The sequence below is a fragment of the Micromonospora mangrovicola genome, from assembly GCF_047200535.1.
GTDB lineage: Bacteria > Actinomycetota > Actinomycetes > Mycobacteriales > Micromonosporaceae > Micromonospora.
In genome coordinates, this window is the sequence record NZ_JBJZOG010000005.1 from 113,637 (window position 1) to 129,836 (window position 16,200).

Below are 16,200 nucleotides of genomic sequence, written 5' to 3' on the forward strand. Positions count from 1 at the left end.
TGGCACCCAACCAGGATCTGCGGGCGGCCGCCAGCCGCCCGCCGGCGATCCACGCTACGCCATCCGGCCGCGTTGTTCCTCGGGCGACGCCGCGCCCCGACTCAGCGGCGGCAGCGGGAGCCGGTCGGCCAGTCGCGAGTCGGCGTCCCGAGCGCTGGGGTGGGCGACGCCGTGAAGCAGGTCGGCGGCTTCCCGCCACGCGGCCAGCGCGCCGTCGTGGTCGCCCTGCTCCTCGCGGACGTCGCCCAGCGTCAGCAGCGTCTTGCCCAACCACCGCTCGCCCTCGTTGCGCCCGACGCTGATCGCCGAGGTCAGCAGCTCCACCGCCGCCGCCAGCCGCCCCGCCCGGCGCCGCGCCGCGGCGAGCACGCTCAGCGCCTCGGCGGCGGCGGTCGAATATCTCATCGCCTCGGCGATGGCCAGGGCCTGCTCGGCCGCCACCACGGCCTCCGCGTCGCGCCCGGCCGCCAGGTAGATCCCGGCGAACCGGTACAGGGTTATCGCCTCGCCGTACGGGTCCCGCAACTCGCGAAAGATCGACAGCGTGGTGGTGAGCAGTTCGATCGCGTCCGTGATCCGGCCGGCATCGTGGTAGACGCGGGCGAGCCCGTTCATGGCGTCCGCCTGGCTGCTCCGGCTGTCGCAGGCCAGGTAGAGCTCGAGTGCCCGTCGCAGCTGCTGCTCGGCCTCCTCCAGCCGGCCGTGCTCGCGTTCGATCGCACCGAGGTGCTGCCGGGCGCGAGCCGCACACCACAGGCTGCCGACCCGCTCGGCCAGCACCAGAGCCCGCTCCGCCGCCTGCCGGGCCTGCGGCAGGTGCCCCTGGTAACCCCGCAGGTAGGTCAACCGGTTGAGGGCATGCGCCTGGCCGCAGTCGTCGTCGAGCGCCTCGAACAGTTCCGCCGCGGTCTCCGCCGAGCGGGCTGCGTCGGGCACGGCGCGATACTCGTCGGCCCGGCTGCGGTACAACATCGCCAGCGCCTTCAGCCGCCGGTCGCCGGACCGTTCAGCCGCCGCCTCGGCGAGCGAATTGATCGACCGCCAGACGTCGACCGATCCGCGCATCTCGAGGAACGGCCCGAGCACGTGCGTCAGCGCCCCGCACAGCTCGTCCAACCCCAGGTCGTACGCCTGGCGTACGCCGGCCAGCAGCGATTCGCTCTCCGCCTCGTACCAGCCGACGGATTCAGCCGCCGCGACGGACCGCACGGCCGGGTCGAGGAGAGCGGTGCCCCGCAGCGCCGGCTCCAGCCCCGGGAACTGCTTGTCGGGAAGGCGGCGCATGGCCGACAGCGCGTAACCGAGCCAGGCGTTGAGGCCCGCCACCACCGCCATGCGCCGGTCCGCCTCGTCGATCCGGGCCGCGGCCCGTTCCCGCAGCAGTAGCCCGACCAGGTCGTGGAAGCGGTACCGGTCCTGCCGGGCGGCGTCCTGACCGGCGTACTCGATGATGTGGTGCTGCACGAGCTGGTCGATCAACGCCTCGGCGACCGCGGCGGGCCGCCGCAGCACCGCCGCGGCCGCCCAGATGGGAAAGCTCGGTGCGGCCAGCAGTGCCAGCCGCTGCGCGGCGGCATCGGCGTGCGGATCCAGGCCGCGGAAGCTGAGTTCCAGGCTGGCCCGTACCTCGAGGTCACCGTGGTTCAGCTCGTCCAGGCGGTGCTGGTCGGCCAACCGGTCGGCCAGCCTGTGCAGGGACCAGTGCGGCCGGGTGGCCAGCCGGGCCCCGACGATGCGGACCGCCAGCGGCAACCACCCGCACAGCTCGACGAGCTGCGCGGCGACCGACGGCTCGGCCGCCACGCGCTCCGCGCCCGCCGTCGCCCGCAGCAGCGCCAACGCGTCCTCGTCGGGTAGCACGTCGAGGTCCAGGTGGGATCCGCCCGCCACATCCGCCAGGTCGGAGCGGCTGGTGACGAGCACCGCGCAGCCCGACCCGCCGGGCACCAGCGGACGCACCTGGGCCGCGCTCGCCGCGTCGTCGAGCACGACCAGCACCCGGCGTTCCGCGGTGACGGAGCGGTAGAGCAGGACCCGGTCCTCGACGTCGTCCGGGACCGCGGCGCGGTGGGTCCCCAACGCGACGAGTACCCGGCCCAGCACCTCCGCCGGCTGTTGCGGCCGGTCGTGCATCCCGTGCAGGTCGACGTAGAGCTGGCCGTCGGGAAAGTCGCCCCGCAGCAGGTGGCCGACGTGAACGGCGAGTGCGGTCTTACCCACCCCCGGCTTGCCCGTGACGACCGCGACCGGGACGGCGGTAGCGGTCGCCGCCGCCGCGGTCAGCCGGCGGCGCAGCTCGTCGACCTCGGATTCGCGCCCGGTGAAGTCGGCGACGTCGGCGGGAAGCTGGGCCGGGCGGGCCACCGCCGCGGGCCGGGGTGGCGATCCGGGACCCTGTTCCGGAGCGGGCGCCGGGTCCGGGCCGGGCAGGGACAGCGGCGCCGGCTGACCGGCCTCGCCCCGATGCCGGGCGCCGGCCAGAATCGCCCGCTCCAGCCGCTGTAACTCCGTGCCGGGCTCGATACCGAGCTCGTCGGCCATCCGGCGGCGGCCGTCGCGGTAGACCTCCAGGGCCTCGGCGGTACGCCCGACGGCGTCCAGCGCGGTCATCAGCTGCCCCCGCATCCGTTCACGCAGCGAGTGTTCCGCGACCAGCCGGGTCAGCTCCGGCACCAACGCCGCATGCCGGCCCAGGGCGAGTTCGAGGTCGATCACCCGTTCAACGATCGCCAGCCGCAGTTCGGCCAGCCGGTGGGCCTCCACGGCGGCGAACGGGGCCGGCACGTCGGCCAGCGCCGGCCCGCGCCAGAGCGCCAGGGCGGCCCGCAACGCCTCCGCGCTCACCTGCGGCGCCAGGTCCTCCCGCTCCGCCCCGCGGATCAGGCGCTCGACCCGCGCGACGTCGAGTTGCGCGTCCCCGATCCGCAACAGGTAACCGGGACTGCGGGTGACCAGCAGCCGGCCCTCCCCCGACCTGCCGCTGTCGCCGAGCTGGCGGCGCAGTGACGACACCACGATCAGCACCTGCTCCCGGGCGGTCGCCGGGGGACGCTCCGGCCACAGCCCGTCGATGAGTTCGTCGACCGAGACCACCCGGTTGCGCCGCAGCAGCAGCGCGGCCAGCACGGTCCGCTGGCGGGCGCCCGGCAACGGGATCGGGGCCGACCGCCCCCGCACCTCCAGCGGGCCGAGGATGTTGAACGCGAAGTCGGGTGTGCCCGTGTCGCCCTGCTCGCCGGCGGTCTCGCGGTCCACCGGGTCGGTCCGGGAAGTCACCGCGCCCCGGATCCGCGCCACGGCCGCGTTCCGCGCACCCGCTCGTCCGGCATCGTCCACATCACGCACCTGCCCGTCCCCAGAGGAGCCGCGTCAGCGGAGACCGCCCCGTCCGGGCGGGGCGATACTCCAGACGATATAGACCGATGCGTCTACCGAGGCCGGGCGTCTGGTCACGGGGAGATAACGCGCCGGATGCGGCCGGCGGCTCTGCCGCCGGCCGCATCCGGCCGTTCCGGTCAGGCCCGTCGCGACGAGCTGGACCGGTTGTGCTGATCGTCAGGATGCCCGCGGAAGCTCATTGGCAGTCTCCTCGTCGGCAACTGCTCCAGAGGGTGGTGCTGTAGCTGATGCTGCCGGCCCCGATGCCCCGGCTCTCGGTGCCCAACAAACCGCCCGCCGGGTTGGTGCCGACCGAGAAATCCCAGTCATCCCGATCGATCGTCCCGTCTGGGTTGACACCGAAGCCGACTCCGTAGCGCCCGACCGAGGCGGACGTGCCATCCTTCTCCCGGCCGTGGGAGCGATGGCTGAACGAGACAGAGGGGAAGAGGTTGCCCACGCTGGGCATACCGGCGCGGCTGCTGCTGTAACCCAGGATGAGGCTCGACCGGCCGTTACTCATCTTGTATTTGAGACATTCATGCCCACCCGGCACGCAGATCGACCACGTCACGCCCACGTGCTTGTAGAGATAGTCGCCGAGGCCGCCCCGTCGGGGCATGGGGTCCTTGCCGCAGCGATTGATGTACCCCATGTTCTGGGCAATGCAATGCATCCACTGGTCCTTTTTGGCCTTCAGCGCGGCCAGCCTGGCCTTCCTGGCCATCTCCTCGCGGGCCTTCTTCGCCGCGTACTCGCGAGCCAGCCGGCGGCCCTCGGCCCCCGTCTTCATATAGTCGCAGCCGTCGCAGAAGTGCCGTGCCGGCTTCGGGTTTATGGGACGGGTGTAGTTACAGCCGTCGCAATAGTGGTGCGCTGCCGCGGAGGACTTCTTGTGCTTCTTCTTGGCCTTCTTCGCGGGCTTCTTCTTGGGTGGCGGCGGGTTGTTGTAGCCGCCGCAACCGTCGCAGTAGTGACCCCCGGGCAGGACCCGCCACTTCCCGTCCGGGTCGCTCATCGTCACCGGGGTGTTGTCGGCGTACGCGTACCCGTTCATCTGCTGCGGTTCTTTCGGGTCGATGATCGGGTCCACCGAGATGAACCGTCCGGTGTCCGGGTCGTACTCCCGGGCGCCGAGATGGGTCAACCCGGTGGAGACGTCGATGGTGCCACCGACGTACCCCTTCTGGTCCGGCCAGCTCGCGGGAGCTGCCCCGCGCTGCTCGCCGAAGGGCAGGTAGCGGCGTTGGGTCACGGACAGGTCGTCGGCGTCGATGGCCAATTGCGCCGTGCCCTGCTGGTTCTTCGCCTCGAAGGACAGCCCGTCGGTGCTGCTCCGCACCGCCGTTGCGGTGCCCAGGTCGTAGGACCGGGTCGCCGTCACCACGCCGGTGGACCTGGTGAACTTCAGCTCAGTCTTGTCGAGGTAGAGCGTGACCGTGTCCGGGTCGCGGCGGATCATCCGGTCCCCGCCGGCGTCGTACAGGAATTCCGTGACCTTGCCACCCTCGGTGACCGAGGCCAATTTGCCCTCGGCGTCCCAGACCAGCGTCTGTGCGGAGCCGCCGACCGTGCGCCCCGTGGTGTTGCCGGTCGCGTCGTAGCTGTAGCTGTTGGTCAGGCCGCCGGTCGTCACGCTGGACAGCGCGTGCGGCCGGGCCGACCCGGCGCCCGAGTAGGTGGAGGTGCTGGTGGTCCCGGCACCGGTCGTGGTGTCGTAGTTGGTCTCGGTGAGCCGGTTGCCGGTCTTGTCGTAGGTCCAGGACTGCCAATAGGGTGCGGGACCGCCGAGGACGCCCACCCCGGGCGCGGCCGCGCAGTTGTCGGTTGCCGTCCACGCGGTGGTGAGCCGGCGCAGGTCGTCGTACCGGAAGCACTGGGTGTCGTCCGTGCCGCCGGCGGGCGCGTCGGCGATCCGGGTGACATTGCCGACATCGTCGTAGGTGTAGTTGACGTCGGCCAGGTGCAGCGGCGAGACGTTGCGGTCGACCATCGAGCGCGTGAGCTTGCGGGTCGCGTCGTCGTAGAAGAACGTCTGCGCGACCTGCTTGCCCGACACCGCCTGCACCATGTATTGCAACGGCTCGTCGTACGGGCTGTAGGTGGCCGAGACGAGCAGCGTGGACAGGCCCGTCTGTGCCGTCTGCAACCGGCCGTCCGCGTCGTAGCTGTAGCGCAGGGTCTCCGGCGAGAGGCCCCCGGCCGGGGGATACGAGACCAGCAGCGGCTTGCCGGTCGCGGTGTACCCGGTGTTCACCCGGTAGCTGCCGGCCAGCTTGCCCTCCGCCGCCGGGATGGTGACGGTGCTGCCCAGCGAGCGGTAGCGGACGTCGTAGCCGTTGACCGCCGTGGTGTAGGCGTTGCCGTTGACGTACCGGGTGGACGAGGCGGGTTGCCCCTTCACCACGGTGCCGTTGGTCAGGGTGTCGTAGGTCCAGGCCGCCAGCTTCGGACCGGACGCCGACCCGGCGTACATGGCGGTCTTGCGACCGAGCACGTCGTAGGTGTAGGCCAGCGTGGTGCCCCGCGCATCGGTGGAGTTCACGATCTGGTCGGCGTTGTCGTAGGTGTAGCTGGTGGTGCCCTTGTCCGGGTCCTCCTCCTGCACTTTCCGGCCCCGGAGGTCGTAGGTGTACCGCCACACGTTGCCCACCGGGTCGGTGACGCTCGCCAGGTCACCACCCTGGGTGTACGTGTACCGGGTGGCGTCGTAACCGCCGCTCGGCGTGCCGCCGGAGTGCTGGCGCAGCTCCACCGTCCGGCCTTCCGCGTCGGTGACGGTGGTGGTGGCGGTGCCGCCGGCGGGAGGAGTCACCGAGACGCGGTCGCCGCCGTAGCTGGTGGTGGTGCGCCACTTCTCCGCCCCGAAGGAGAGGAGAATCTCCGCCGTCCCGCGTTCGTTGCCGTCGTAGACCTTGCGGGTCTGGGCCGGCACCGCGTTGTCGGCGACGATCAGCAGGGTGGTCCCGGCGATACCGTCGTTCCAGTAGGCCCTGTTGCTCTTCACCTCCAGCCCCCGGGAGTCGTAGAAGGTGTCGGTGACGATCCGGCCGCCGCCCGCGGCGGGCTGCTGCGTCTGGCGTTTCCGCAGCTGGCCGTCGTAGAACGCGTACACCGGGTCGTATCCGCCGTCGTCGCGGATCGTCTCGGTGGTGACGACGTTCGGCGCGTTCGCGCGGATCAGGTAGGAGAACTTCAGGTTGGGGGTGGCGCCGCCCGCCTTGGACCGGTCGGGAAGCCAGGCCGCGGTGGATCGGCCGAGCGGGTCGTAGGTCAGGTCCGTACGCCGGCCGTTCGGATCCACGATCGCCGTCTGCACGCCCCACGCCGGCTCGAACGTGGTGGTGGCGGCGTGGCCGAGCGGGTTGGTGACCGTGGTCGCGGTGACCGGGCCGGTGGTCGGGGTGAAGGCGGTGCTGATCCTGCGATCCAGTTCGTCGTACGTGTCCAGTGTGCGCCCGTAGCTGTCGTACGTCGCCCGCGAGGCCTGCACGTACACCGGCGTGCCGTTCGAGTATGACGCCAGCTCCTGGGTCAGGGTCTCGTCACCCTTGGTCGGCGCCGTGCCGAACGTGGTCGACCCGTCATAGAACGTGCGCGTGTCGGAGATGACATCCGCCGGGCGGGACGGGGTCACCGTGCAGGCCACGCCGACCCGTTCCACCCGCACCTCGTAGTCGATCATCCACTTCCCGGTGTCGCGGGCGTACGTGGTGCGGTTGCACTCGTCGTCGGCGCTCGTCGAGGTGTCGCCGAGGTCGTTCACCACGGTCGGCAGCCCGTACGAGTCGTAGCTGGTCCGGACCTCGGTACGCCGCCAGCCGCCGGAGGAGAGAGCGAGGCGGCCACGCTTATTCCCGACGCCGGTCAGGTACGCCTTCGTCGAGCCGTGCGTCGCGGTGGCCGCCGAGATCCAGGGGTCGTTGATCTCGCCGTCCAGCACGCTCCCGCCGACCCCGTCGTAGGTCATGCTCTCCCGGGCGAAGCCGGCCAGCGCCGGATGGTCGGCGATCGACCCCCCCTCCGAGTCGGCCACCGACACGCTGCGGGTGCCGCTGGACAGCTTGTCCCCGTCCATCCCGCGCAGGTACCGCGTCTCGCGCTGCGAGCGCACCCCAGCGGTCGAGCCGTGGGTCACCCGGACCCGCCCGTAGCCGCGCCACTCACCCCAGGTGCGGTACTTCGCCGGGGTCAGCTCGTTGTCGTCGTGGTGCCAGGCGCCGCCGCCGAGGTACTCGTAGTCGGTCTGCTCGATCCCGGCCACGCCCGACTGGTCGTCCTCGAGGACCTGGACCGGAACGTACTTGTGGAACCAGTCGAGCTGCGGCTCCAGCGCGCCCTCCGGCAGCCAGTACTGCGGGAAGCAGCGCCTGGTGTTCGTATCCGGGGTCGGGGCGGCCGCCCGGGTGCAGTCCCTACCCGAGTAGTTGACGTGGACGTGCCCGCCGGACTCGTCGTAGACGTCGGTGACCCGCCACTTGTACAGCGGCGGGATGCCGTCCGTGGTCGCCGCGTCCACCCGGTTCTCCAACTGGATGCCCTCGAAGGTCACCGCCGGCAGCGCCAGGCTGCCGCCGACCTTGCCGGTGCGGTTGATGGAGCCCAGCCAGAGCGAGGGCGAGGTGCCGTCGCCCGGGTCGCGGAACTGGTAGCCCAACGCCCAGGTGTTCACGTCCCGCCCCGACACCCGGGTGGTCACGCTCGCCAGCCGCTTGCGGGTCCAGAAGGTCGGGGCGTACTTGTCGGTGCAGGTCGCTCCGGAATCGCAGTTCTGGTCGTACGGCACGTCCGGCCAGTTCTTCGCGGTGGTCGCGGTGATCGTCCCGGTGCCGCAGGTCGCCCCGTCGGCGCACCGCTCCGCCACGCTGAAGACCACCTGCATCGGGGCCGTCGCCGAGTAGATGGTGTCCGACCGCTGCCCGTAGTCGATCCAGCTCAGGTAGCCGCTGCGGACGTACGCCGTGCCGGCCGTCGCGGTCAGGTTACGGCCATAGTAGTTCCACTCCTTCGTGTACCAGTACGACATCGCGTTGCCGTTCGGGTCCACGACGTAGTCCAGGTTCCACCGCCACGCCTGGTCGCAGTACGACGCTGCGAAGGTGCTGGCGTGGCACGGCTCACCGGCGTCGTCGCCGAACACCGGCACCGTCCACACCGACTGCGTCACGGCACCGTTGGAGGTCCATCCCGGCAACCGGTGCAGCCCGTAGAAGTACTGGGTGCCGTCGCGGGCCGTGATCTTCCAGTACTCCCCGTTGTTGTCCCAGTTCGTGGCGCCGGTCAGATGCTCCACCCGGGAGCCGTCGTCGTTGCGCAGATGCCACGCGCCGGCGGTGTCGTCCTTCACCAACTCCACCGTGCGACCGCCCATCGAGAGAAAGGCGTTGTCGGTCTGCCAGCACAGGTCGTACGGCTTCGGGGTGAACGACACGTCGTCCGAGCACGACCCGTACCGCCGCTCGATGAAACCCTCGCTGAGGTCCCAACCCTCACCGACCCAGGAGGACTGGTTGTTGGCCGACACGGTGCGCCCGTCCACGCTGCTCGACGAGTATCCCAGGGTCAGGTCGGGCTCCGGGCCGCCGAACGCGGGCACCTCCTCCAGGGGATACGACCAGGCGAAGTCGCCGGCCGAGCCGCCCGCCTCCCAGGACGACGACGCCGACAGGGAGCTCGCCTTGTAGTCCCCCGCGCTACCGGACGCGGTGGCGGTGGCCGCCAGCACGGTCGCGGTGGTGCCCACCGAGACGTCGGCGGTCAGCCGCCCGGAGCGGGCGTCGTTGCGGGTCGGCAGGACGGTGGCTGCGCGGCAGTCCGGGCGCTCCGGGGTGGTCAGCACACACGCCGGGAGCCTCACCAGACGCAGCCGCGATCCCCAGTCGCCGCCGTACGCGTCGCGGAACCCGGAGTAGTCCACCTCCATCGAGACGCTGGACGAGCCGGCCGCCGCCACCCCAGTCGTGCCGGTGGCGGCCACCGTGAGCAGCAGGCCGCGCAGGTCGGCCCGGCGCGCGGCATCCTGGCCGAGCACCGCCACCCGCAGGCCGTTCGGCCGCGCGGTGTCGGCCGCGCCGACCCGCACCGGCAGGGTGCCCGCGGGGACCCGGCGCGTCCGGGCCGACGGGGGCAGGCCGCCGGCCAACGCGTCCTTGCGGTCCGCGGTGGACAGCCCGGACAGGTTCGCCGGCAGCGCCACCTCGGCGACGCCGGGGGCCGGCCAGGACGCCGCGGGCGCGAACCGCCGCGCCGCGGTGGACGACCGCGCCGGTGATGGTGGTACGAAGTCCCGGCCGGGCACCGACCGTTCCCGGGCCACGTCGGGCTTCCAGCGCAGTGGTGCCGCCTCGGCGGGTTTCGCCGGAACCGCCAGGGCTCCCGCCGCCAGCACGGACGCGAGCGTCCCGGCTAGCACCCCCGCCAGTCGTCGGGTCCCCGGGCGCATCCGTCGCCGGCGCGCACGGCTTGTCACGATCGTTCTCATCGCCGCTTCCCTCCCGTGTCGTGCGACCGGCCGTCTCACCCAGCCTGCGCGGTGTACAGATCCCAGATGGCCTGGTCGCCCAGCGGCCCCGCGTACGTCCGGGCGTCGTCCACCGCACCGGTGAGGTACTGGTAGAACGTCACGCCGGCCCGTCCTCGGCCGATCCGCACCGCGCCGCCGGCCTGCCAGGTGCCCGCGAAGTACGTTTCGGCGACGAACTGGCCGTCGACGTAGAGCCGCAGCGCGTGGGCCTTGGCGTCGTACACCCCGGCGAGGAACGTCCAGGTGCCGACGATTGGGGTGTCGAACTGGTCCACCGCCTCGCTCAACTCGGCAGAGGCCGAATCACCCGTCGGGGTCCGGATCGACCAGCGGTACGACGCCGTCAGGGCGTCCCAGGACCAGCCGAGGTTGACGCCCCCGACGTTGCCGCCGTCCTGGCTGAGCGCGATGCCGTTCTTGGTCAACGCGTCCGGCCGGACCCAGGCGGTCACGGTGTAGCTGCCGTCGGTCCGGATCGCCGGGCTGGTGGTGCTCAGCACTCCGTCGGCCAGCTGGACCGCGTTTCCGTTGACCCCGGCGATCCGGGTCACGCCGGTCGACGACCAGGTGGCCGGGTGCCCGCCGACGGAGTCCGCGGCGGTCGTGCCGGAGGTCTCGTCCAGCTTCCACCGCCCGGCCAGGTGCGGCACCTGCTGGATCTCACCGGGCATCAGCATCCGGTCGTAGAACCGCACGGTGTCGAAGTCCCCGGGCCAGTAGTCGGTGTAGTTGCCCTTCCACTTCGACCGGCCCAGTTGCACCGGCCCGGTGCTGTTCCACGCCAGGCTGTACGTCGCCGTGCCCTCCAGCACGCCGTTGACGTACAGCCGGAGCTGCTGGGCGGGGGCGTCGTACGCCCCGATCAGGTGATACCACTGGCCCGCGACCGGCGTCGTGGTCGACACCGCCTGGTACGTCGAGACGGTGTCGCTGTCCGCGCTCATCCGCTTGAATTCCCAGCGCTGGTATGTCGAGGAGTAGTAGAGCAGGAACGCCGCGCCCCGGTTGCCGGGTTGGGAGATGATCGCCCCGTTCTTGGTGGTCCGGTCCAGCCGGGCCCAGGCGCTGACCGAGAACGACGTGGTGGTGTCCGGGACCAGGTCGGTCGTGCTGGCGTACCCGGTGGAGCCGTCGAGGTTCAGCGCGCCCCCGGTGACGCCCTCGGTCCAGGAGGCGCCGCCGGCGAGGGTGGCGTCGTGCCCACCGCCCGAGACGTCCGCCGCGACGGTGCCGTCACCGGTGTAGTCCAGCGGCCAGTCGGCGATCGGCCCGGAGGGCTCGGTGGCGTAGAAGACCACGCTGGCGACGTCGGACCGGTTCCCCGCCTTGTCCACCGCGCGGACGTGCATCCAGTTGACGAACCGGTCGGGTACGACCGTGACGTCGACCGGCGTGGTCGATCCGGACGGCGTCGCCTTCTTGTCCAGCGCGGTGGCGTCCCCGCTTACCGTGTACTCGTAGTACGACACGTCGGTCCCGCCGTTGGGCCCGAGGGTGACGGTCAGCCCGGTACCCATGACGGCGTTGGACGCGCCGTTGTCGGGGAACCCGCTGGAGGTGACGGTCGGGATCGGCGGGCGGGTGGTGTCCACCTGGAACTCGCAGAACTTGCTCCACGCGCTGGCGTCGACCCCGTCCTCGGCCCGGACCCGCCACTTCGCGATCGAGCCGTTGCTGAACGCGCCGCTGGGCACGGTCACGGCCACCACCGTCGGCGTCTTGCCGGCCACCGTCGCCGACGTGTAGCTGCCGACCGGTGCCGTGCCGCTCGCGTTCCACCACTCGAAGTGCGCCTTGACCGCGTTGTCCGCGTCGCTGACCGTGGCCCGCAGCGTCGGCGTCGCGGTGCCCAGCACCAGCCGGCCGGAGCCGGTGGTGCAGAGCGACGAGTTGTCGGTGGTCAGGTTGGTCGGCGCGTTCGGGACCGTGTTGTAGCTGATGGTGAAGGTCGGGTTGTTCCGGAACTTCTTCCACGACAGGGTGTCCTTGTTGGACTCGGCCGTCGACGACGCCCGCAGGCCCTCGGTGATGTGGCTCCAGCTGTTCTTGGCCGCCTTCTGCACGTGCGCGGTGACGTTGAACTCGACGCCGCCGGCCGGGCAGCTCGACGAGTAGCCCTTCGCCAGGCTCTTTTTGTCCAGGAGGGTGATCCAGCTCGGCTGGTTGTTCCAGGTCGTCGACGACGAGATCCCCCCGGTCTCCCACGCCTGCACCTCGCGCGCGGTGCAGGACCGCGACCACGTCTCGTACGTCTGCAGCGTCGCCTTCAGCACGTGCTTGCCCTTCACCCCGGAGGTGTCGATCCGGAAGAACGAGCGCGTCTTCTTGTTGTCCGTGGCGTCGTAGCCGACCCGGGCCACGTTCTCCGAGGAGCCGAGGTTGGCGCCGTTGTAGAAGGAGGTAGTCGAGTAGTTGCTCCACACCTGGGTCCAGGCCAGCCGGCTGCCCGACCAGGACGGGTCCAGGTAGACCGGATACCGGGTGTCGGGACTGGCCAGCAGGTCACGGTCCGGCACCAGGGTCAGCGCGTCGGCGGTGAGCGCCACCCCCATCGACCGGACCCGGCCGCCGGGCACCTCGGCCGCACTCGGGCGAGACTGTCCCGGCTCCGCCGCGGCGGTCACCTCTCCGGAGGAGTCCCACATGTACGCCGCCGGGGCCCGGAACACCACCTGCCCCGCCGCGTCGACTGCCGCCAGGCTGCCGCCTTCTCCGGTCCGGACCGACAGGCCGGAAGCATTCACCGGAAGCCGCAGCCGGCGCAGGGCCGGATTCGCCGCCGCCTGCGCGGACCGGACGACCAGCAGTTGGGAGAAGCTCTCGACGTCCGCCCGCAGCAGCAGGTCGACGCCGGGCAGCACCTCGCGGTAGGTGGCGGTGTCGCCGGCGAGGACGGGCGCCGGCAGCCGGCCCGGCCAGGCCAGCGCCAGTTCGTTCCCGTCGCGGCGCAGCCGCACCATCGGCCCGTGGCCGCCGCCCGAGAACGTCATGTCCAGCGTCGTCGCGGCCGGCGCCACCGTGCCGTCCGCGCGGGCGTGCAGGCTGGTGTCCACCGGCACCCAGTCGGCGCCGCGCCGCACCCGCTCCGGGACTACGGTCTGCCGCATGGTGAAGGTGCCGTTCGGATTCGCGAAGACCTGGGTGGTCTCGGTCCGCAGCGCGGTCGCCTCGACCTGCTGGTGCGTGGCGACGGCGACGGCGCGGGCGGCCTCCTCGCCGAGCGCGGACGGCCCGGGCGGGGCGGCCGGCGCGGCAGCAGGCGCGGTCAGTAGGCCGCCCACGACGGCGAGCACCGCGGCAAGGGCGGTACGGCGTGGACGGCGGGTCACGGAGGCTAACAGGTTCCCGGCAGACATCGACGCCCCTCCCAGGCTTTTCCAAGGTTCCTGGAGGGTCATGCACCGGCCTATCACCGGACTACTCGCCGGCTATCGCCGTGACATCGTTTCCGTGCCGGGTGCCGCTGCCGCGGGCAGCCACGTCAGCCGCGCTGGTGCCGGATCCGTACCGCGTCGGCGATGACGTACCCGTCGGCGTCGGCGGACAGCTCGGCGTGGCCGTGCCGGCGAGCGCGACGCCTCAGGTCAGCGCCCAAGCCGGCGTGCTGGAACCCGGGACGGCGATACGACAGCTGGCTCAGCCCGCCTCCCGCTCGGTGATCAGGTTCCGCGCCCGGGCGTAGCGTGCGCGGATGGCGGGGACGAGCTGCCCGACGTACTCCTCGGGCTCGCCGAGCGTCCACGGTGGTGGCTCCGCGCCGCCAAGGGCGATCCACGCGGCCTGGCGGGCGGCGCCGTCGGCGACGTACTCCCCGGGCGGCGGCACGACCACGGGCCGGCCGAAGACCTGCGGGGCGATCCGCCGCACGGCCGCCGAGCGGGCCCCGCCGCCGACCAGGATGATCCGGCGGGCGGTGGCGCCCTGCGCGGTCAGCGCGTCGAGCCCGTCGGCGAGCGCGCAGAGCATCCCCTCGACGGCGGCCCGGGCCAGGTGGGCCGGGGTCGAGGTGCCGAGGGTGAGCCCGTGCAGCGCGCCGGTCGCGGTGGGCCGGTCGGGGGTCCGCTCCCCCTCCAGGTACGGCACCATGACCAGGCCGTCGGCGCCGGGCGGGGCGGCCAGCGCCAGCTCGCTCAGCTCGTCGAGGTCGACCCGCAGCAGGGTCGCGGCGGCGTCCAGCACCCGGGCGGCGTTGAGCGTGCAGACCAGCGGCAGGAACCGCCCGGTGGCGTCGGCGAAGCCGGCCACCGCGCCGGTCGGGTCGGCGGCGGGCGCGTCGGCGACCGCGAAGACCGTGCCGGAGGTGCCGATCGAGACGACCACGTCGCCCGGGCCGGCCCCGACGCCCAGCGCCGCGGCGGCGTTGTCCCCGGTGCCGGGGCCGAGCAAAATGGTCCCGGCTCCCGGCACCGCTGCCGGGTCGAGCTGCCCGGCAACCTCGGACGGGCCGAGCACGACCGGCACCCGGACCTGGCGTCCGAGCGCCTGTTCCAGCAGGTCGAGGCGGTACGCGCCGGTTCGCGGTGACCAGTAGCCGGTGCCGCTGGCGTCGCCCCGGTCGGTGCGCAGCGCGTCCAGGCCGGGGGCCCCGGCGAGCCGCCAGGTGAGCCAGTCGTGCGGCAGGCAGACCGCCGCGACCCGCTCGGCGTTCGCCGGCTCGTGCCGGGCCAGCCAGCGCAGCTTGGTGGCGGTGAAGCTGGCCACCGGCACCAGGCCGACGCCGTCGGCCCACCACTGCCGGCCGGCCTCGCCGCCACCGGCCTCGGCGATCAGGTCCTGTGCGGCGTCGGCGGAGCGGGTGTCGTTCCACAGCAGCGCCGGGCGGACGACGTCTCCGGCCGCGTCCAGGCAGACCATCCCGTGCTGCTGGCCGGCGACCGAGACGGCGACGACGTCGGCCAGGCCGCCGGCCTCCGCGACGGCCGCCTGCACGGCCTCCCACCAGGCGTGCGGGTCGACCTCGGTGCCCTCCGGGTGCGGCGCGCGGCCCTGGCGGACCAGCGCGCCGGTCTCCGCGTCCCGGACGACCACCTTGCAGGACTGGGTGGACGAGTCGATCCCGGCGACGAGCGGCATCGCGACCCGCCTCAGCGCGCGCCGAGCAGGTGCTCGACGGCGAGCTGGTTGAGCCGGACGAAGCCGAAGCCCTTCGCCCCGGCCGCGTCCGGGTCGAACTCCTCGAACGCGGTGCGGTCGGCGAGCAGCTCGGCGTAGCCCTCACCGGTGCTCAGGGTGGGGGTGGCCAGGTCGGTGACCTTGCTGGCGGCGAGCGCCTCGGCCACCTCAGGGTCGGCGCGGAACGCCGCGGCCCGCTCCTTGAGCAGCAGGTACGTGCGCATGTTCGCCTCCGCCGACGCCCACACCCCGGTCATGTCCTCGGTACGCGAGGGCTTGTAGTCGAAGTGCCGCGGCCCGTCGTACGCGGGACCGCCGTTCGGGCCACCGTTCTCCAGCAGGTCGACCAGGGCGAACGCGTTGAGCAGGTCGCCGTGGCCGAAGACCAGGTCCTGGTCGTACTTGATCCCGCGCTGCCCGTTGAGGTCGATGTGGAACAGCTTGCCCTGCCAGAGCGCCTGGGCGATGCCGTGCGCGAAGTTCAGCCCGGCCATCTGCTCGTGGCCGACCTCCGGGTTCAGGCCGACCAGCTCGGGGCGGGCCAGGGTGGAGATGAAGGCAAGGGCGTGCCCGACGGTGGGGAGCAGGATGTCGCCACGCGGCTCGTTCGGCTTCGGCTCGAGGGCGAAGCGCAGGTCGTAACCGCGGTCGACGACGTACTGGCAGAGCAGGTCGACGGCCTCCCGGTAGCGGTCCAGCGCGGAGCGGACGTCCTTGGCCAGGTCGTACTCGGCGCCCTCCCGGCCGCCCCACATCACGAAGGTGCGGGCGCCCAGCTCGGCGGCGAGGTCGACGTTGCGCAGCACCTTGCGCAGCGCGTACCGACGGATGTCCCGGTCGTTGCTGGTGAACCCGCCGTCCTTGAACACCGGGTGGGTGAAGAGGTTGGTGGTGACCATCGGCACGACCAGGCCGGTCTCGTCGAGGGCCTTGCGGAACCGGGCCAGCTGGGCGTCGCGGGTGGCGGCGTCAGCGCCGAAGGGGACCAGGTCGTCGTCGTGGAAGGTGATCCCGTACGCGCCGAGTTCGGCGAGCCGGTGGACGGCCTCCACCGGGTCCAGCTCGGGGCGGGTGGCGTCGCCGAACGGGTCACGGGCCGGCCAGCCCACCGTCCAGAGACCGAAGGAGAACTTGTCGTCGGGGGTGGGACGGGGAGCCATGGCAGACCTCCAGGTGGTGGTGTCGTC

General features: G+C 72.2%; 5 protein-coding genes. All 5 read right to left on the reverse strand.

The annotated features are described in order from the left end of the window. Window positions 1-54: 54 nt before the first annotated feature. The 5 genes from ACL02O_RS03845 to xylA all read right to left on the reverse strand — a co-directional run bounded on the left by ACL02O_RS03845 (window position 55) and on the right by xylA (window position 16,173). Window positions 55-3,345: an AfsR/SARP family transcriptional regulator gene (locus ACL02O_RS03845; RefSeq protein ID WP_412816529.1), complete on the reverse strand. Its 3,291-nt coding sequence runs from the start codon at window positions 3,343-3,345 to the stop codon at window positions 55-57. 229 nt (window positions 3,346-3,574) lie between these two features. Further along, window positions 3,575-9,766: an RHS repeat-associated core domain-containing protein gene (locus ACL02O_RS03850; RefSeq protein ID WP_412816530.1), complete on the reverse strand. Its 6,192-nt coding sequence runs from the start codon at window positions 9,764-9,766 to the stop codon at window positions 3,575-3,577. A 128-nt stretch (window positions 9,767-9,894) separates the two neighbouring features. Beyond that, a complete protein-coding gene (locus tag ACL02O_RS03855) occupies window positions 9,895-13,230 on the reverse strand; it encodes a LamG-like jellyroll fold domain-containing protein (RefSeq protein ID WP_412816531.1) in 3,336 nt (1,111 codons plus the stop codon). A gap of 307 nt (window positions 13,231-13,537) precedes the next feature. Next, window positions 13,538-14,974, reverse strand: a complete 1,437-nt coding sequence (xylB, locus tag ACL02O_RS03860) for a xylulokinase (RefSeq protein WP_412816532.1) — start codon at window positions 14,972-14,974, stop codon at window positions 13,538-13,540. Between the two features lie 11 nt (window positions 14,975-14,985). Continuing rightward, window positions 14,986-16,173 carry a xylose isomerase gene (xylA, locus tag ACL02O_RS03865; RefSeq protein WP_412816533.1) on the reverse strand — a complete coding sequence of 396 codons (1,188 nt, stop codon included), beginning with the start codon at window positions 16,171-16,173 and terminating at the stop codon, window positions 14,986-14,988. Window positions 16,174-16,200: the final 27 nt, after the last annotated feature.